This window comes from Priestia megaterium (assembly GCF_009497655.1).
Classification (GTDB): domain Bacteria; phylum Bacillota; class Bacilli; order Bacillales; family Bacillaceae_H; genus Priestia; species Priestia zanthoxyli.
The window spans coordinates 4,164,831-4,181,985 of the sequence record NZ_CP023317.1 but is presented as its reverse complement, the minus strand read 5'-3'; the positions used below and the strand labels follow the sequence as shown (position 1 = coordinate 4,181,985).

General features: G+C 39.6%; 19 protein-coding genes. 12 read left to right on the top strand and 7 right to left on the bottom strand.

The features are described 5' to 3' along the window. Nucleotides 1–141: 141 nt before the first annotated feature. The 3 genes from CEQ83_RS21395 (at nt 142) to rnz (ending at nt 4,061) form a co-directional block, all read left to right on the top strand. Nucleotides 142–1,611, top strand: coding sequence for a CoA-acylating methylmalonate-semialdehyde dehydrogenase (locus CEQ83_RS21395; RefSeq protein WP_099000484.1), 1,470 nt, complete (start codon nt 142–144; stop codon nt 1,609–1,611). 93 nt (nt 1,612–1,704) lie between these two features. After that, nucleotides 1,705–3,063, top strand: coding sequence for an aspartate aminotransferase family protein (locus CEQ83_RS21390; protein WP_155017507.1), 1,359 nt, complete (start codon nt 1,705–1,707; stop codon nt 3,061–3,063). Nucleotides 3,064–3,131: 68 nt separating this feature from the next. After that, nucleotides 3,132–4,061, top strand: coding sequence for a ribonuclease Z (gene rnz / locus CEQ83_RS21385; protein WP_028411564.1), 930 nt, complete (start codon nt 3,132–3,134; stop codon nt 4,059–4,061). 28 nt (nt 4,062–4,089) lie between these two features. Here the strand turns inward: rnz and namA are convergent, their stop codons facing one another. Both namA and proI read right to left on the bottom strand, forming a co-directional pair. Further along, nucleotides 4,090–5,106 carry an NADPH dehydrogenase NamA gene (gene namA, locus CEQ83_RS21380; RefSeq protein ID WP_028411563.1) on the bottom strand — a complete coding sequence of 339 codons (1,017 nt, stop codon included), beginning with the start codon at nt 5,104–5,106 and terminating at the stop codon, nt 4,090–4,092. A 138-nt stretch (nt 5,107–5,244) separates the two neighbouring features. Then, nucleotides 5,245–6,093, bottom strand: a complete 849-nt coding sequence (gene proI / locus CEQ83_RS21375) for a pyrroline-5-carboxylate reductase ProI (protein WP_099000482.1) — start codon at nt 6,091–6,093, stop codon at nt 5,245–5,247. Nucleotides 6,094–6,361: 268 nt separating this feature from the next. Here proI and CEQ83_RS21370 point away from each other — a divergent pair, with 268 nt between their 5' ends. Together CEQ83_RS21370 and CEQ83_RS21365 are read left to right on the top strand one after the other, a co-directional pair. Continuing rightward, on the top strand, nt 6,362–7,318 hold the full coding sequence (locus CEQ83_RS21370; protein WP_028411561.1) for an MBL fold metallo-hydrolase: 957 nt from the start codon (nt 6,362–6,364) through the stop codon (nt 7,316–7,318). 23 nt (nt 7,319–7,341) lie between these two features. Further along, nucleotides 7,342–8,136 (top strand): SDR family NAD(P)-dependent oxidoreductase, encoded by a 795-nt coding sequence (locus CEQ83_RS21365; protein WP_028411560.1) that lies wholly within the window; start codon nt 7,342–7,344, stop codon nt 8,134–8,136. A gap of 73 nt (nt 8,137–8,209) precedes the next feature. Here CEQ83_RS21365 and CEQ83_RS21360 read toward each other — a convergent pair whose 3' ends face one another. Next, the gene (locus tag CEQ83_RS21360) at nt 8,210–8,425 is read right to left on the bottom strand and encodes a CDGSH iron-sulfur domain-containing protein (protein ID WP_028410691.1); all 216 of its coding nucleotides are present in this window, start codon (nt 8,423–8,425) and stop codon (nt 8,210–8,212) included. Nucleotides 8,426–8,555: 130 nt separating this feature from the next. Here CEQ83_RS21360 and CEQ83_RS21355 point away from each other — a divergent pair, with 130 nt between their 5' ends. After that, a complete protein-coding gene (locus CEQ83_RS21355; RefSeq protein ID WP_028411559.1) occupies nt 8,556–8,894 on the top strand; it encodes an iron-sulfur cluster biosynthesis family protein in 339 nt (112 codons plus the stop codon). Here the strand turns inward: CEQ83_RS21355 and CEQ83_RS21350 are convergent. Beyond that, on the bottom strand, nt 8,891–9,802 hold the full coding sequence (locus tag CEQ83_RS21350) for an alpha/beta hydrolase (RefSeq protein ID WP_028411558.1): 912 nt from the start codon (nt 9,800–9,802) through the stop codon (nt 8,891–8,893). The genes CEQ83_RS21355 and CEQ83_RS21350 overlap by 4 nt on opposite strands. 68 nt (nt 9,803–9,870) lie before the next feature. Beyond that, complete coding sequence (locus CEQ83_RS21345; RefSeq protein ID WP_155017506.1) at nt 9,871–10,767, bottom strand: hydroxymethylglutaryl-CoA lyase; 897 nt, start codon at nt 10,765–10,767, stop codon at nt 9,871–9,873. Nucleotides 10,768–10,944: 177 nt separating this feature from the next. Here CEQ83_RS21345 and CEQ83_RS21340 point away from each other — a divergent pair, with 177 nt between their 5' ends. The 4 genes from CEQ83_RS21340 (at nt 10,945) to CEQ83_RS21325 (ending at nt 14,062) form a co-directional block, all read left to right on the top strand. Then, complete coding sequence (locus CEQ83_RS21340; protein WP_028411556.1) at nt 10,945–12,132, top strand: acetyl-CoA C-acetyltransferase; 1,188 nt, start codon at nt 10,945–10,947, stop codon at nt 12,130–12,132. Between the two features lie 238 nt (nt 12,133–12,370). After that, the gene (locus CEQ83_RS21335) at nt 12,371–13,060 is read left to right on the top strand and encodes a CoA transferase subunit A (RefSeq protein ID WP_028411555.1); all 690 of its coding nucleotides are present in this window, start codon (nt 12,371–12,373) and stop codon (nt 13,058–13,060) included. A gap of 20 nt (nt 13,061–13,080) precedes the next feature. Further along, nucleotides 13,081–13,749, top strand: a complete 669-nt coding sequence (locus CEQ83_RS21330) for a CoA transferase subunit B (protein WP_099000481.1) — start codon at nt 13,081–13,083, stop codon at nt 13,747–13,749. A 64-nt stretch (nt 13,750–13,813) separates the two neighbouring features. Further along, the gene (locus tag CEQ83_RS21325; protein ID WP_099000480.1) at nt 13,814–14,062 is read left to right on the top strand and encodes a YqkE family protein; all 249 of its coding nucleotides are present in this window, start codon (nt 13,814–13,816) and stop codon (nt 14,060–14,062) included. A 27-nt stretch (nt 14,063–14,089) separates the two neighbouring features. Here the strand turns inward: CEQ83_RS21325 and CEQ83_RS21320 are convergent, their stop codons facing one another. Next, entirely contained in the window at nt 14,090–15,007 is a 918-nt protein-coding gene (locus CEQ83_RS21320) for an aldo/keto reductase (RefSeq protein WP_099000479.1), read from the bottom strand. Nucleotides 15,008–15,100: 93 nt separating this feature from the next. After that, nucleotides 15,101–15,268 carry a Z-ring formation inhibitor MciZ gene (gene mciZ / locus CEQ83_RS21315; protein ID WP_033579730.1) on the bottom strand — a complete coding sequence of 56 codons (168 nt, stop codon included), beginning with the start codon at nt 15,266–15,268 and terminating at the stop codon, nt 15,101–15,103. Between the two features lie 71 nt (nt 15,269–15,339). Here mciZ and CEQ83_RS21310 point away from each other — a divergent pair, with 71 nt between their 5' ends. Further along, on the top strand, nt 15,340–15,891 hold the full coding sequence (locus CEQ83_RS21310; protein ID WP_028411551.1) for an NUDIX hydrolase: 552 nt from the start codon (nt 15,340–15,342) through the stop codon (nt 15,889–15,891). Nucleotides 15,892–16,425: 534 nt separating this feature from the next. Next, entirely contained in the window at nt 16,426–17,070 is a 645-nt protein-coding gene (gene spoIIM / locus CEQ83_RS21305) for a stage II sporulation protein M (protein ID WP_025750451.1), read from the top strand. The last annotated feature ends 85 nt before the right edge of the window (nt 17,071–17,155 follow it).

Here is a 17,155-nt window from a genome sequence, read left to right as displayed (position 1 = left end):
ATGCTTTCTCCGAGTTCACTGCGCAAAATGTGAAACGAGAATCTAGAGTTGTTTCACATTTTGTCTAATGCAACCACCATTTATTTATTCAATAATAAAGGTAGATTTGTCATTTCTTATTTTTTGAGGAGGCCAAGCGATATGTCAGTTGTGAATAATGATACGCAAGTTTTAAAAAATTACGTGGGCGGAAAATGGGTTGATACGGCAGGGCAAAAATTTGGAGAGGTAATTAATCCATCGACGGGCGAAGTAATTGCAAAAGTACCGCTTTCTACAAAAGAAGACGTAGCCAATGCGGTGGAAACAGCGCAAAAAACATTTGAAACATGGCGTAACGTTCCTGCTCCAAAACGAGCAAGATTAATGTTTGCGTTTCAGCATTTACTAGTTAAGCATCACGAAGAGTTAGCGAAATTAGTTGTACAAGAAAACGGCAAGGCTTTTAAAGAAGCTTACGGTGAAGTACAGCGCGGTATTGAATGCGTGGAGTTTGCTGCGGGTGCTCCTACTTTATTAATGGGAGAATCATTAAATAACATAGCGGAAGAAATTGATTCTGAAATGTTCCGTTTCCCACTTGGTGTTGTCGGAGGCATCACACCTTTTAATTTTCCAATGATGGTACCGCTGTGGATGTTCCCGCTTGCCATTGTATGTGGAAATACGTTTGTATTAAAACCGTCTGAGCGAACGCCGCTTTTAGCAACGCGACTTGCTGAACTTTTTACAGAAGCAGGAGCACCGGATGGATTATTAAATATTGTACACGGGGCACATGATGTCGTGAATGGATTAATAGAGCACGAAAAAGTTAAAGCGATTTCATTCGTCGGATCGCAGCCGGTAGCAAAGTATGTTTATGAACAAGCTGCAGCTCAAGGGAAACGAGTTCAGGCTTTATCCGGAGCTAAAAATCATCATGTTGTGATGCCAGACTGCGATATGGATAAAGCGGTATCCCATATTATCAGCTCGGCTTATGGAAGTGCCGGCCAGCGATGCATGGCTTGCAGCGCGGTGGTCGTAGTTGGTGAAAAAGGAGATGAATTCGTCGCGAAATTAAAGCAAAAAGCAGATGAATTAATTATGGGAAGCGGATTTGATGATGAAGTGCTTCTAACGCCCGTGATTCGAAAAGAGCACCGTGATAAGGTGCTGGATTATATTGAACTTGGCATGAAAGAAGGGGCGGAACTCATTCGTGACGGACGTAAAGAAATGGATGAACATGCAGAAGGAAATTTCTTAGGAGCAACCATTTTTGACCGCGTAACTCTTGATATGACCATTGCTAAAGAAGAGATTTTTGCACCTGTACTAAGCTTGCTTCGCGCTGACACATTAGATGAAGCACTTCGCTATATGGAAAAATCTCGTTTTGGAAATGGAGCAACGATTTATACAAAAGATGCAAAAGCGGTGCGTCAATTTAGAGAAGAAGCAGATGCGGGTATGCTCGGCATTAACGTAGGAGTACCTGCTACGATGGCCTTCTTCCCATTCTCCGGCTGGAAAGACTCTTTTTACGGAGATTTGCATGTAAACGGCAAAGACGGTTTGAACTTCTTTACACGTAAAAAGATGGTTACATCACGCTTTGACTTTTAACATATAGATGAATATAGCAAGTGGCTTCGGCATTTTGTCGAAGTCTTTTCATACAGAAAAAAATACCGCGCTAGCGATTTGGGAGTGGATAAGATGGTACAGGTCAGTCAAAATGAAAAAGATCTGCGTGCAAAAGATGAGCAGTATGTATGGCATGGAATGAAACCATACAGTCCGGATGCAACGATGGTAGCTACAAAAGCAAAAGGTGCTTGGATTACAGATGAACAAGGAAATCGCTATTTAGATGCAATGGCAGGGCTTTGGTGTGTAAATACCGGGTATGGACGGGATGAGTTAGCGCTCGCAGCTTACGAGCAGCTAAAAGAACTGGCTTATTTTCCGCTCACTCAATCTCACGTACCTGCTATCAAACTAGCAGAGAAGCTAAATGAAATGCTAGGTGATGGCTATGTTATCTTCTTTTCAAATAGCGGATCTGAAGCAAATGAAACGGCTTTTAAAATTGTGCGTCAATACCATCAGCAAAAAGGAGAGCATTCTCGCTACAAATTTATTTCGCGTTACCGAGGGTATCATGGAAATTCAATGGGCGCACTAGCAGCAACGGGCCAAGCTCAGCGTAAATATAAATATGAACCGCTTGCTCCTGGCTTTATTCACGTTGCGCCGCCTGATTCATACCGAGGGCAAGATGACTACCATGCGCCAAAAGAAGAGCTTCAATCTGTAAAAGATATTGACAATGTCATGACGTGGGAGCTAAGCGAAACGATTGCCGCTGTTATTATGGAGCCAATTATTACAGGTGGAGGAATTCTTTTACCGCCTCAAAATTATATGAAAGGCGTAAAAGAAACGTGTGAAAAACACGGTGCACTTCTAATTGTAGATGAAGTTATTTGCGGCTTTGGACGTACAGGAGAAGCCTTTGGTTTTATGAACTACGATGTAAAACCAGATATCATTACCATGGCAAAAGGAATTACAAGCGCATATCTTCCGCTCTCGGCAACTGCTGTTAAAAAAGAAATCTATGAAGCGTTCAAAGATAGCGATCAGTACGAGTATTTTCGTCACGTTAATACATTTGGAGGAAGCCCGGCTGCGTGTGCACTGGCATTAAAGAATTTAGAAATTATGGAAAGAGAAAATCTGTTTGATCGTTCTAAACAGCTCGGGGCTTACGTATTAAGTGAGCTAACGCCGCTTATTGATAGCCACCCATACGTTGGAGATGTAAGAGGTAAAGGGCTTTTAATCGGAATTGAACTTGTAGCTGATAAGCAAACGAAGGAACCGCTAGACGTTAATCTTGTAAATGAAGTGATTGCTAAATGTAAAAGCAAAGGAGTCATTATTGGGAAAAATGGAGCAACGGTAGCCGGCTATAATAATGTTCTCACGCTCTCGCCGCCGCTCAACATTGAGGAAAGTGATATTGAGCTGTTATTAGCTACTATTACGTATGCGCTTGACAGCATCAAATAGGTAAGTTTGCAAAAAGCCTGTATAATATACTTACAGGCTTTTTGTGCGTGTGAAGGAGGAAGTAGAAAATGGAATTGTTATTTTTAGGAACGGGTGCAGGAGTACCAGCAAAACAGCGGAATGTTTCATCTCTTGCGCTCGAACTTTTGCAAGAAAGAGGGGCGGTGTGGCTTTTTGATTGCGGAGAAGCAACGCAGCATCAAATTTTACATACAACCGTTAAACCGAGACGAATTGAGAAAATTTTTATTACGCACCTTCACGGTGATCATATTTATGGCTTACCTGGACTCCTTGGAAGCCGTTCGTTTCAAGGCGGAGAATCGCTGCTTACTGTATACGGGCCAAAAGGAATTAAAGAATTTATTGAAGTCACGCTGGCTGTAAGTCAAACTCATCTGCAATATCCTCTAGAGGTTGTTGAAATAGAAGAGGAAAGTGAAAGTGGAACGATTTTTGAAGATGAAACTTTTTCAGTGAAGTTTGGCAAACTTGAACATGGCATTTTATCTTATGGATATCGCGTTGTCGAAAAAGATTTGCCAGGGTCACTGGACGTTCAGCGTTTAAGAGAAATGAATATTCCCCCAGGGCCTCATTATCAGCAGTTAAAAGAAGGGAAAGAAGTAGTATTAAAAGATGGGCGTCTAATCAATGGACAAGAGTTTGTAGGAGAACCTAAAAAAGGGAAGGTCATCACGGTTTTAGGAGATACAAGAAGGTGCACGCAAAGTGTTCAGCTTGCTATGCATGCGAATGTGTTAATCCATGAAGCTACGTTTGCAGCGGGAGACGAGGAGCTTGCTTACAACTATTTTCATTCTACTGCAAAAGAAGCCGCTGAAATTGCTAAAACAGCATCGGCCGAGCGTCTTATTTTATCTCATATCAGTTCGCGTTACCAAGGAGACGCAGTCAGCCAGTTAGCAGAAGGAGCAAAAGAAATTTTTCCGAATACCGATATAGCAGAAGACTTAAAAAGGTTTACGATTTCATAAAAAAAGCCGAGGATATCCTCGGCTTTTTTTACCATCCGCGTTCGTACTGAACGGGTGCTGAAAGTGTTTCATTTAATTCTTTTGCCGCCGTGCGCGGGAAGTACGGATCGCGCAGAAGTTCGCGCGCAACAAAAATTAAATCAGCGCGTTCGCTTTGTAAAACCTCTTCAGCTTGTCGTCCAGTTGTAATTAATCCAACTGCGCCTGTATCAATATTTGCCTGCTGCTTAATTTTATCTGCAAACGGAACTTGATAGCCAGGGTATACGTTAATTGGAGCATGTACAAGAGCACCGGAACTAACGTCAATTAAGTCGACGCCTTGTTCTTTCATCCATTTTGCAAATACAACGTGATCATCGACTGTTAATCCGCCTTCTGTATAGTCAGAAGCAGAAACACGGACAAATAAAGGACCGTCCCACTCTGTTTTCACAGCGTCAATAATTTCCTTTAAGAAACGATAGCGGTTTTCTGCGCTGCCGCCATATTCGTCGCTGCGTTTATTGCTTAGCGGTGATAGGAATTGATGTACTAAATAACCGTGTGCCGCGTGAAGCTCGATAATATCAAATCCAGCTTCCTTTGAGCGTCGAGCGCTTTCTTTAAAGGCAGAAATCGTTTCATGAATTTGTTCTGTGGTCATTTCCACAGGTTTTTTACTTTTATCATCAAAAGCAATCGCAGAAGGAGCATAAATATCGCCTTCAACAGTTGCTTTACGTCCTGCGTGTGCAAGTTGAATGGCCGTTTTTGCACCGTTTTCTTTTAGCTGTGTCACAAGTTTTGTTAATCCATCTCTTTGCTCATCATTCCAAATCCCTAAGTCTTGAGCTGAAATACGACCTTGTGGGACGACAGCTGAGGCTTCAACCATAATGAGACCTACTTGTCCAACCGCGCGAGTTGTGTAGTGAACCATATGAAAGTCGGTTACTACTCCGTCTTCTTTTTCGCATGAATACATGCACATTGGTGACATTACAATTCGGTTTTTTAATGTTACGTCTTTCACTGTATAAGGTGAAAATAGTTTTGTTGTCATTCGGTTTAACCTCCAATTATTTCGATACTCTAAACAAAAGTTATTATATCACCGCATTGAAATATCTTTCACATAATCTGCTTATCCATTTTTAATCATAAAAAAAACCTCTTTCTTTTTTTAGAAAGAGGTGAACCTTTACGAACGTTTACTCGAGATTTTTTCGTCAATCGTATCTCCTAAATATTTAGAGCGAATGGTAGCTTGTTCAATACACTGCATCATCGCTTCTTGGAAGTTATGAGAAATAAGCTGTTCGATACCTGCTTCTGTTGTACCGCCAGGACTCATAACTTCTTTTCGAAGTACGGCCGGTGTTTTAGGTGACTGTTTCAGCATTTCTGCAGCACCGATAAGCGTTTGAAGAATTAGTTCATTTGACACTGACGTATCCAAGCCTTGTTTTTCAGCTGCTTTTTCCATTGCTTCTACTAGATAATAGACATACGCTGGGCCGCTTCCAGATAGTCCTGTTACAGCGTGAAGCTGCTCTTCCTCTACAGTTGTAACCGTACCAATCGTTTCAAATAAAGCAGTAGTAACGTTCATATGCTCCGCTGTAGCAAACTTCCCGGGTGCAATGGCTGTAGCCGATAATCCAATAGAAGCAGATGTATTTGGCATAGCTCTTACAACCGCTACTTCTTGGTCAAACAAGTTTACAATTGTGGCAGTCGATACACCCGCTAAAACAGAGAGAACGAGGTGATGGGGACGAATATAGGACTTAATCGTATTGATGCTTTCGGCTACGTCTTTTGGTTTAATAGCAAGCATGACGATATCGCTTTTTTCTATTAACAAGGCATGATTACGCGTAATGTTAATTCCATAGGCGTTTCGAAGTTCGTGAAGTCTTTTATCGCTGCTATGATTTGTTACGGTGATTTGATTGGGGCGAAGCTTTTTATCTGACAGCAGCCCTGAGATCATGGCTTCAGCCATTGATCCAGCTCCAATAAAGGCGATGTTTAAATCCGTTTTCATTAAAATTTCCTCCAGTCATTTGCTATCCAATGAAAACAGATACTGAAATTTCAGTATCTGTTAAAGGTTTGTGTTTGTGTATCTCTTCTTTATAAAATGCATAGTTATCTAAAGATATGAATAAAACTTCACTATATTTCTGTCATTATGCAATGAAAAAGAGAGGGATGTCAATGTAATTTTCAGAAAACGAAAGCAATTGTATAAATAAGGGGGGAAATCGTGTAAACTTAAAAGAAAATGCGATGGTAAAGGAGCAAAAATACAGATGAATGAGCAATTGTATAAAATTGTGCTGCCTACTCCTTTTGCGGTAGGAGATGTGAATGTTTTTGTTATAAAAGGTCAGACCGTTACGCTAATCGATGCTGGTATTAAAACGGAGGCAGCGTGGTCTGTATTTAAAGAAAAGCTTAATGAAATAGGATTAAAACCAGATGATATTAAACAAGTTGTCCTAACTCATCACCATCCTGATCACGTAGGAATGCTTGATTTTTTTGATAAAGATATCGCCATAGTCGGTCATGCGAAAAATCAGCCTTGGATCTCTCAGAATCCGGATTTTTTTGAGTGGTACGATGCGTTTTTTGAAGATCACTTTATGAAAGCGGGCGTAGATGAAAGATTTCGCCCCTATTTAAAACGTTTAAAAGCATCAATGAAGTATTCATGTCACCGTTCTCTTACGACTTCTGTGCAGGAAGGAGATTACATTCCGGGCCTAGAGAGTTGGAAAGTGCTTGAAGTGCCCGGTCATGCTCAAAGCCATATTGCATTATACAATGAAAAAACAGCGGTTATGATTGGAGGAGATTTGCTGTTAAAGCATATTTCATCTAATCCGCTTATTGAACCTCCTATGAAACCAAGCGGCGAGCGGCCTAAAACGCTTCTTCAATATAATCATTCGTTAAGACGTCTGCTTGACTTAGAGATAAGCTGTATCTATACAGGTCATGGAGATGAAGTATTACATGTCCGTGAACTTGTACAAGAGAGGTTACAAAAGCAAAGCGACCGAGCGGATAAAGTGCTTAGCATGATAAAAGAACGCCCTCAAACAGCGTTTGATATTTGCAAACAGCTATTTCCTACTATTTATGAAAAAGAACTAGGGCTAACTCTTTCTGAAACAATTGGTCAGCTCGATTTTTTAGAAGATGCAAATAAAATCAGTACACATGAAAAGGAAAGTACGCTTATTTATTCTGTGTGCTCTTAACTTACAAAAAAGGTGTGTTATATTTGAAATCCTCGTTAAAGAACCAACATGTCGTGATTACAGGCGCTTCAGGAGGTCTTGGAGAACATTTAGCTTATGAAGTGGCCAAAAGAGGGGGCGTCCCCGTTTTACTTGCACGTACAGAAGAAAAGCTGCAGCGAGTAGCTGAGCAAATTAATCAAAAGTATGGGATTACCTCTTACATATATAAAGCTGACGTAGCGAACGTAGAGGAAGTCAGAAGTGTTGTTCAGAAAATGATAAGTGAAATTAAGCGTGTTGATGTGCTGATTAATAATGCAGGCTTTGGTGTATTTGAAGAAGTGAAAGAAGCATCCATTTCGACAATTGCATCAATGTTTCAAGTCAATGTTATTGGATTAATTGCATGTACACAAGAAATTTTAGCTTATATGCTAAAAGAAAACAAAGGACATATTATTAACATTGCTTCTCAAGCAGGCAAACTGGCAACGCCTAAATCCAGTGGCTATTCAGCTTCTAAACATGCCGTGCTAGGGTTTACCAACAGCCTGCGAATGGAATTAGCAAAAACGGATATCTATGTAACCGCAGTGAATCCAGGTCCTATTCAAACCAACTTTTTTTCAATAGCGGATCAGTCAGGAAACTATGAAAAAAGTGTAGAAAAGTTTATGTTAAAACCTCAATACGTAGCTGAAAAAACGGTCAATATTATTGGGAAATCAAAACGAGAAGTCAACTTGCCTAAGTGGATGAACATGGGTTCGAAGGTGTATCAGCTTGCCCCGGGGCTCGTAGAAAAATTGGCAGGGGATGCGTTTAATAGAAAATAACCTGTGCTTTAATCACAGGTTATCAATGTTTTTCGTTAATGCTTTCGTTCAGTAAAGCTGTATTTCTATGAATCTACTGCTCGTCTAAAACTTTTGCAGCGCGCACACAAGAGTCGAATTTTCCTTTATGATTTCCGTCGCAAAAGGGCATCTTTTGCGACTGGCCACATCGGCATAGTGAAAATGTCGGCTTTGTTTCAAATTTATTGCCGTCTGCATCAATTAATTCAACGTCTCCAGTGACACGGAAAGAACCGTTATCCATTACTTTAATTTGTACTTTTGACATAGAAAAACCTCCTTTTTGTACACACCTATATGAAGCGCCAGAGTTTAATGAAAGCAAGATGTGTATTATACTCATTATATAAGCAATTTTCGTTTGTTTATACAATTAGTTTAAAAGGAGTTAAAGGAAAATGAATATTACCTTTACAGATAAAGCAATAACAAAAATACAAGAAAAGTACGGAAAAGATTCTTCACTATATTTAAAATTGAAATACGATACGGATGGATGCGGCTGTGTGGTGAGCGGTGTAACGACGCTATGGATTGTTGATGAAAAAGAGAGCGATGATGTGACCATCGAGACGAATTTTGTTCCCGTTCTTGTCGAAAAAACAAAGCAAGTATTTCTAGATGATAATATGACGGTTGACTACAATGAAAGTGCATATGCGTTTATGCTAAAATGTCCTTCTCAAATTTTAAATCCGCGCATGTCATTCATCGATAAAACAAAAGAAGCGCTTTAATGCGCTTCTTTTTGTATTTTTTCTAAAAATGATTCAATAACTTGTTCATATTCCCCTGGATTATCAGCATACGAGCGGGCATGAGTGCCTACAGGTGCCAAATACATCCGTTTTGCACCCATTTTTTTTGCATGCAGCTGCTCCGTCATTTTAGGAAGAATATAGTCATCTTCTTTACTATGGATAAACAGAACAGGATGTTTGATTTGATCTACGACTGAAATGGGGGATACGTCTTTAAATGAATAGCCTTCTCGCCATTTTAAAATAATATTGGCTGCTGGCATCACAAGCTGTTTGGGCAGGTGAAAATCTTGTTTTAAGCGATAGGCAAGAAGTTCTTCCAAGTCTGAAAAAGGGCAGTCGACAATATAAAAATCAGCTCCGTCTTCCATTCCAGCATATAAAAGAGTGGTCGCAGCTCCCATAGACTCCCCGTGAATCCCAAGGGAAATAGTTGAACCGAATTGTTCTTTTACCCAGTGAACAACAGATTGAAGGTCCAGCTTTTCATAATAGCCGTAGCTCGTTGTTTTCCCTTCAGACTTGCCGTGACGGCGATGATCATAAAGAACGACGTTCCATCCAAGCTTCAGAAAAAGCCGAGCATATTTCATAGAATTCAGTGAATGAACTGTGACTCCATGCGAAAGAATCATAAATCGGTTGTTATCGTGTTGTTTAATAACGGTTCCAGCTATGTTATAGCCTAGAGAAGAAGGAAGTACAAATGCTTCTTTAGGAAGAGTGCTATAGACTTTCTCATCATAAAAGCCATCTTCCGTATCGCGGTCAATAATAACTTTGTCGGTCTTTTTACGGATGTACATCATTTGATTTGTAAAAAAGATGCCAAGAGCGGCAAATGCTCCGAGAACGCTTCCTACTAATAATAGCCATTTTTTCATGATTAGCGGCTCCTTTTGTTAATATAGCTATTAGTTATTATAGCATCGCTCTCATAAAAACCTAATTTTTAACGCTGTGCAAATAAAGAGTATTGCTTGCTTTCAATCGGTCTTGAAATGTAAGGAGCGATAAAATCGACCGCTTCGAGCAGCTTTTCTTCATTAATAGAAGTGGAAATACCCATTTCATGAAGCATAAAGACAAGATCTTCGGTAGCTACGTTTCCCGTTGCTCCCTTAGCAAATGGACATCCTCCTAGCCCGCCAGCGGATGAATCGAACCTGTTAATACCGGCTTGCAGAGCTGCATAGATATTGGCAATAGCCAATCCTCTCGTATCGTGAAAGTGCGCAGCAAGTAGCGTGTGGGGGAAACTTTGTTTTAATTTCGGGAAAAGTGAAAATACATCTTTAGGATTTGCCATGCCAATTGTATCGGCAACGCTTAGCTCATCTACTCCAGCTTCCACAAAGCTTTCGCAAAGGCTCAGCACGTCACGTTCATTTATTTTTCCTTCATATGGGCAATAAAAGGCGGTGGAAATGCAGGTGCGAATAAAACATTCTTGCTGCTTAAGCTGCTGAATGAGAGGAAGCAGCGTTTGGACAGCTTCTTCGGTGTTTTTGTTAATATTTTTTTGATTAAAAGTATCGCTTACGCCAATAAAAAGCGCAACCGAGCGGCAATCAGCTTGCAGTGCCTTTTCCAAGCCTTTTTGATTCGGCACCAGTACAATGTTTCGGCATGTATCAGGCTGGAATATAGGTGCAATAGTAGAAGCATCTTTCATTTGAGGAACCCATTTTGGAGAAACAAAGGATGTAATTTCGATTTCAGATAGTCCAGCTTCTTTTAATTTTTTGATAAAATTAATTTTTTTATCAGTTGGAACAAAATTTTTTTCATTTTGAAGTCCATCTCGTGGACCAACTTCTATAATTGTTACTTTTTCAGGAAATCCCATAAACCGCTCTCCTCCCACAATGTAAACGCTTACTAATATTTATTTTAATTCTAAAAAATTAAAATTCAATAAAAATTATAAATTTTTACAAAAAAAGAGGAATTTCGCAAGCGATGTCGAAATTAATACAAGTGACAGTTAATCACAGTAATCAAACAGTAAGGAGAGGTTTTCGACATGGGTCAAACAGAAGTAGTCATTGTAAGCGCTGTACGTACAGCAATCGGCAGCTTTGGGGGAAGCTTACAAAATGTATCCGCAACAACTTTAGGTGGTACTGTAATTAAAGAAGCTTTAAACAAAGCAGGGGTATCAGCAAACGAAGTAGATGAAGTTATTATGGGAAATGTCTTACAAGCAGGTTTAGGACAAAATCCAGCACGACAAGCAACTTTAGCAGCAGGGTTACCTGAAACTGTTTCAGCATTAACCATCAATAAAGTATGCGGATCAGGACTAAAAGCAGTACATCTCGCTACACAGGCGATTCTTGCTGGGGATGCTGATGTGATTGTTGCTGGTGGAATGGAAAACATGAGCCAAGCACCATACCTATTAAAAAATGCACGCAACGGGTTTAAAATGGGCGATCAAAAAGTAGTCGACAGCATGATCCAAGATGGATTATGGTGTGCATTTAACGACTACCATATGGGCGTTACAGCTGAAAACCTGTGTGATAAATATGAAATTACTCGCGACGAACAAGATGCATTTGCAGCTTCAAGTCAGCAAAAAGCAGAAGCAGCTATTCAATCTGGCCGTTTCGCAGATGAAATTGTGCCAGTAGAAGTGCCTGGAAGAAAAGGCCAAGTAACAATTTTTGAACAAGATGAGTTCCCACGCGCAGGCACAACGGCTGAAAGTCTAGGAAAGCTACGTCCAGCTTTCAAAAAAGACGGTTCAGTAACAGCTGGTAATGCATCTGGTATCAATGACGGTGCAGCTGCAGTAGTGGTAATGAGCCGTAAAAAAGCAGACGAGTTAGGCCTAACACCATTAGTGTCTATTAAAGCTAATGCAACTGCTGGAGTAGACCCAAGCATTATGGGAATCGGTCCTGTAAGCGCAGTGAAAAAGGCGCTTGAAAGAGCTGCTGTTTCATTAGAAGATGTTCAATTAGTAGAAGCAAACGAAGCATTCGCTGCACAGTCAATCGCTGTGGATCGTGAACTTCAATTTAACCATGATATTTTAAATGTAAACGGTGGAGCAATTGCGCTTGGACATCCTATTGGTGCAAGTGGTACACGTGTCCTAGTTTCACTTATTCATGAAATGCAAAAACGCGACGCAAAACTTGGTTTAGCAACGTTATGTATTGGCGGAGGCCAAGGTGTTGCAACAATCGTTGAACGTCCTTAATTTTTGATATAGCTTTAACAAACATTAAAGCTATATCATAACGCCACAGATTCCAAACATACTGCTTTGGAACTCGTGGCGTTTTTGTTTTTCTTTGAATTTTGTCTACTAATATAACTTTTTTGACAAAAAAATGATTAAATTATAATTTTTAGTTATATATATATTTAAAAAGAAATAAAAATCTTTTATAATAGATTAGAAAGCGTTTTCAAAAATAACGAAGGGGTGGTTATGTATGAAACAAGTACATACGTCGTTTAAAGAAGCGGTGAAAGATATTCACGACGGTGCTACGATGATGGTCGGTGGTTTTGGTTTATGTGGAATTCCGGAGAATTTGATTTTAGCGTTAGTTGAAACAGGGGTAAAAGATTTAACCGTAATTTCAAATAACTGCGGCGTAGACGACTGGGGACTTGGACTGCTTCTGAAAAACAAACAAATTAAAAAGATGATTGGCTCTTACGTGGGAGAAAATAAAGAGTTTGAAAGACAAGTATTGTCAGGAGAAATTGAAGTAGAATTGCTACCTCAAGGCACGCTAGCTGAAAAGATTCGCGCCGGCGGAGCGGGCATACCTGCATTTTATACACCAGCGGGAGTGGGAACACCCATTGCTGAAGGAAAAGAAGTTCGTGTGTTTGATGGGAAAGAATATTTACTAGAAGAGGCGTTAAAAGCTGATTTTAGTTTGGTTAGAGCTTGGAAAGCCGATCATATGGGGAATTTAGTGTATAACAAGACAGCGCGCAATTTCAGCCCAATGATTGCAGCAGCAGGAAAAGTGACGATAGCAGAAGTAGAGGAACTTCATCCAACAGGTTCACTTGATCCAAATATTATCCACACACCTAGTGTATATGTTCAATCGTTAATTATTGGTGAACAAGAAAAACGTATTGAGCGTTTAACCGTTCAAAAATAACAAAAGGGGAGAGATTTTTCATGATTGAAAACGGCGTGAACGTGAGAGAGCGAATTGCAAAACGTGCTGAAAAAGAAATTTTGGACGGATTTTATGTAAACCTTGGAATTGGTATTCCAACGCTTGTGGCTAATCATATCTCAGATAATAAAACGGTTGTGCTTCAGTCCGAAAACGGTCTGTTAGGCATTGGACCATATCCGAAAGAAGGAGAAGTAGATCCTGATTTAATTAATGCAGGCAAAGAAACCGTAACGGCGACAAAAGGGGCTTCTTACTTCGACAGTGCTGAATCGTTTGGCATGATTCGCGGAGGGCATATTAATATTGCGATTTTAGGAGGCATGGAAGTCTCAAAAACTGGTGACTTAGCTAACTGGATGATTCCTGGAAAAATGATTAAAGGAATGGGCGGTGCAATGGATTTAGTTCATGGAGCGCAGCGCATCATTGTTATTATGGAACATGTGACGAGAAAAGACCAACCTAAAATCTTAAGTGAGTGCACCCTCCCTCTGACAGGAAAAGGGGTAGTAGATCGTATTATTACAGATCGAGCGGTCATTGACATTACGGCAGAAGGCCTAAAACTTGTCGAAGTAGCGAAAGGCTATACGGTAGAAGATATTCAACAGTCTACAGAGCCAACTTTAATCATTGATGAACATGTAAAACTAGATGCATTTTGATTTTTGGTAACAAAAGCAAGAATATGATACAATATCTCTCAATTAAAGTAGCGGGGGAATTGTGATGGCTAAAAAAAAGCAAAAACAATCAGCACAAAAACAAAATAATCAGCTCAGTATCAAAGATCAGCTAAATGATAGCTTATTAAAACAGCTTCAGGCTAAAAAACAGGCGCTTTCTTTAAAAGAAGAAGAGCAGAAAGAAACAGAACGTAAAGAAGCTGCTCGAATTCGAAAAGAAAAAGAAAAAAATAAATCGTTTGAAGAACTGTTAAATGAAAGTGATATGAACTGGTCCGAATTTAAAAAATAAAAGCGCCGATAAAGGCGCTTTTATTTTTTAACGATGAGCTTCATATTGGTTTGCTTTAAAGATCGAGTGCAGTTTGTTAACTTCAGTAGGCTGTAGGGGGGAGGTCTCGACAGCCTTTACGTTTTCACGAAGCTGTGAAGAAGAGCTTGCTCCCGCTACAACTGAGGCTACCGCAGGATTAGCTAAACAGTATTGAAGTGCAGTTGAATTCAGAGAGTGATTTGGTCGTACGTGACGAAATGCTTCAATCGTTTTTGATAATTCCGTACCGCTATAGTCTAAGTATCCCTTACCTTCGAATGCAGCAAGCTTTTGCTCTCCTTTTTCGGTTAGCAGCCCTTTGGCTACTGGACCTCTGGCTACAACGCTAATGCCGTTATCGTGCAAAAGGGGAAGTGCACTTTCTTCAGGACGTCTGTCTAACAAGCTGTATTGCATCATGACACTGACAATAGAAGAGTTTTGCACATACTCTCGAATCACATTCGGGCGGATAGATGAAATACCATAGTAGCGAATGACGCCTTCTTGTTTTAATTCTTCAAATGCTTCAATCGTTTCTTCAATATTGTCTTCAACAGTCCCTCCGTGCAGTTGATATAAATCGATGTAATCCGTTTGAAGCCGGCGCAGGCTTTCTTTTACTTCATCTTTTATGTAAGCTTTAGACGGATCCCACGTCCAGCTGTCTTTTGCATCATTCCAGCGATTTCCTACTTTTGTGGCTAAAACAATATCATGTCTGCGGTTTTTTAAAGCTTGTCCCACAAACTCCTCGTTTAAGCCAAAGTCATATAAATCTGCTGTATCAAAATAATTAATGCCATATTCCAGAGCTTCATCAATCATATTGACAGCGTGTTTCTGTTCCGTGCCAAGAGACATGCATCCTAAACCTAATGTACTGACTAGCAAATCTGAAGTACCTAAGCGTCTTTTTTCCATATATGCCACTCCTTATTTTTTACTTGTTTCTATCTATTGTAGCGCTATGATAGAGAGAAACTCAAATAAGAAGATTAAAAAACTGCAGCACAATTAGTGTCTGCAGTCTGCTTGTTGTTTGTAAGAATTAAAATTTTGAGAGATAGCGTTCGTCCACTCATCAACATACTGAAATTGTTCGCCGTATTCTTTTAACTTTTGCTTAATTTCCCATGCTTTACCGACTAAAATGATTTGCTTCTCGTGAACATAAACTTTCATTTTTTCTACCTCCCAAGATTCGTATGATAGAATATATGTAAGAGTCAAAAAAATAGAACGAGGTGGAGAAAATGGATCATTTAACAGAAAAAATGCGGTCTTCTGAAAAGCTGTTTGGAGGCAGAGTGATTGATTTGTACTTAGAAGAAGTAGAGCTTCCGAACGGAAAAACGAGTACAAGAGAAGTAGTTAAGCATCCTGGAGCTGTCGCTGTCATTGCGTTAACAAGCGATCATAAAATGGTTATGGTCAAACAGTATCGCAGACCGATGGATCGTATTTTAGTGGAAATTCCAGCCGGAAAGCTAGAAAAAGGAGAAGAGCCGATTGTAACGGCAAAACGTGAGTTAGAAGAAGAAACGGGCTATACAACAGATTCCCTTAGCCATATTATTTCTTTTTACACATCGCCAGGTTTTGCAGATGAGTTGGTTCACGTTTATTTAGCAGAAGATTTAAAAGTGATGACCACCAAAGCGGAATTGGACGAAGATGAATTTGTTGAAGTGATGGAAGTTACTGTAGATGAGGCCCTTACTCTTATTCAAAACAAAGAAATTTACGATGCAAAAACAGCATATGCTGTGCAGTACTTACAGTTAAAAAGCGGATTAGGAGAGTAAGAGAGTTTTTTCTTTTACATACGTACGGCAATCTAGCAATTTAGAGGTTTACATTGAAACGTCATTTGATGTGAGAAAAAACAGGCATGCGCGTATCTCTAGCTTAAAAAATGTGTGACAACCATATTTTAGTTGAAGAAAAATCCGAACGATAAATAGAGATTCTTGATTTAGAATCAAATTCGTTCGGATTTTTTTTAAGTTGATGGTGAACGTAGCTTTCATTTATGTAGTTGGTTCTAGCGGTTGATTGGAGGGCAAGGCGAAGACTCCTGCGGGAAAAGCGGAATAGGTGAGACCCCGCAGGAGCGTACGCGACGAGGAGGCTCACCGGCCGCCCGCGGAAAGCGAAGCCTTGCATGAAAATCAACAGCGGTGTCACAAGCTATCCATACTATCTCATTTGTTCTTATTTAGATTAGATTAATTTCATTATGTCTTAATCTCTTTTTTATGTGATAGATTTAAAAGATTCTTGGCATAGTTTTTGTACTCTATCATACACTCTATTAAGCGATTAATAGGAGGAAGACGATGAGAAAAAAACAATTGCCATTATCGTATGCAAGACATTTTCAAGAAAACAGTTCTATTTATTTATTTGTAACCGTGCTGTTTTTAATGGGAATCATTTTTGGGGCTATTGTTGTAAATAGTTTGACGCTTGATCAAAAAGAAGACCTGTACTTCTATTTAAACCGGTTTTTCGGACAGGTAAAGAGTGGGGAAGTAGCAAGCAGCGTTGAAATGTTTCAGCAAAGTTTTTTTCACAATGTTAAATACTTAGGGCTCATTTGGATACTAGGAATTGCTATTATTGGTTTGCCTGTAGTGTTAATTCTGCTGTTTTTAAAAGGAATGGTGATTGGTTTTACCGTAGGCTTTTTAGTCAATCAAATGGGACTCTCTGGGTTTGCGCTATCTTTTGTATCTGTTATGCCGCAAAATATCTTTCTCATACCGGCATTTCTGATTCTGTCTGCAGCTTCAGTTGCCTTTTCTTTGAAGCTCGTGCGGCAGCAGTTTTTTAAAAAAGCAGCGGAGCCTATTTCTGCATCCTTTTTACGCTATAGCGGCACGATGATTGCAATGATATGTTTGGTTGCCTGTGCAGCTACAGTTGAAGCTTACGTATCACCTACTTTAATGAAAAGTGTAATGGCTCTATTAAATAAGTAAGAATAAGTATTAAATAAAAAGAATTCTTTTTTCTTATTAAGAATAACTTTATTTTGACACCCTCGACACATCTGATATAATGGAT

What these genes read in the sequence shown, in the direction of transcription:
- CEQ83_RS21390 (WP_155017507.1), top strand. Translation starts at nt 1,705, where the DNA reads ATGGTACAGGTCAGTCAAAATGAAAAAGATCTGCGTGCAAAAGATGAG.
- CEQ83_RS21350 (WP_028411558.1), bottom strand. Translation starts at nt 9,802, where the DNA reads ATGAAAAAATGGCTATTATTAGTAGGAAGCGTTCTCGGAGCATTTGCC.
- CEQ83_RS21345 (WP_155017506.1), bottom strand. Translation starts at nt 10,767, where the DNA reads ATGGGATTTCCTGAAAAAGTAACAATTATAGAAGTTGGTCCACGAGAT.
- CEQ83_RS21320 (WP_099000479.1), bottom strand. Translation starts at nt 15,007, where the DNA reads ATGGAAAAAAGACGCTTAGGTACTTCAGATTTGCTAGTCAGTACATTA.
- CEQ83_RS21395 (WP_099000484.1), top strand. Translation starts at nt 142, where the DNA reads ATGTCAGTTGTGAATAATGATACGCAAGTTTTAAAAAATTACGTGGGC.
- CEQ83_RS21325 (WP_099000480.1), top strand. Translation starts at nt 13,814, where the DNA reads ATGGCTAAAAAAAAGCAAAAACAATCAGCACAAAAACAAAATAATCAG.
- CEQ83_RS21370 (WP_028411561.1), top strand. Translation starts at nt 6,362, where the DNA reads ATGAATGAGCAATTGTATAAAATTGTGCTGCCTACTCCTTTTGCGGTA.
- CEQ83_RS21310 (WP_028411551.1), top strand. Translation starts at nt 15,340, where the DNA reads ATGGATCATTTAACAGAAAAAATGCGGTCTTCTGAAAAGCTGTTTGGA.
- CEQ83_RS21335 (WP_028411555.1), top strand. Translation starts at nt 12,371, where the DNA reads ATGAAACAAGTACATACGTCGTTTAAAGAAGCGGTGAAAGATATTCAC.
- CEQ83_RS21355 (WP_028411559.1), top strand. Translation starts at nt 8,556, where the DNA reads ATGAATATTACCTTTACAGATAAAGCAATAACAAAAATACAAGAAAAG.
- CEQ83_RS21360 (WP_028410691.1), bottom strand. Translation starts at nt 8,425, where the DNA reads ATGTCAAAAGTACAAATTAAAGTAATGGATAACGGTTCTTTCCGTGTC.
- proI (WP_099000482.1), bottom strand. Translation starts at nt 6,093, where the DNA reads ATGAAAACGGATTTAAACATCGCCTTTATTGGAGCTGGATCAATGGCT.
- mciZ (WP_033579730.1), bottom strand. Translation starts at nt 15,268, where the DNA reads ATGAAAGTTTATGTTCACGAGAAGCAAATCATTTTAGTCGGTAAAGCA.
- spoIIM (WP_025750451.1), top strand. Translation starts at nt 16,426, where the DNA reads ATGAGAAAAAAACAATTGCCATTATCGTATGCAAGACATTTTCAAGAA.
- CEQ83_RS21340 (WP_028411556.1), top strand. Translation starts at nt 10,945, where the DNA reads ATGGGTCAAACAGAAGTAGTCATTGTAAGCGCTGTACGTACAGCAATC.
- CEQ83_RS21330 (WP_099000481.1), top strand. Translation starts at nt 13,081, where the DNA reads ATGATTGAAAACGGCGTGAACGTGAGAGAGCGAATTGCAAAACGTGCT.
- rnz (WP_028411564.1), top strand. Translation starts at nt 3,132, where the DNA reads ATGGAATTGTTATTTTTAGGAACGGGTGCAGGAGTACCAGCAAAACAG.
- namA (WP_028411563.1), bottom strand. Translation starts at nt 5,106, where the DNA reads ATGACAACAAAACTATTTTCACCTTATACAGTGAAAGACGTAACATTA.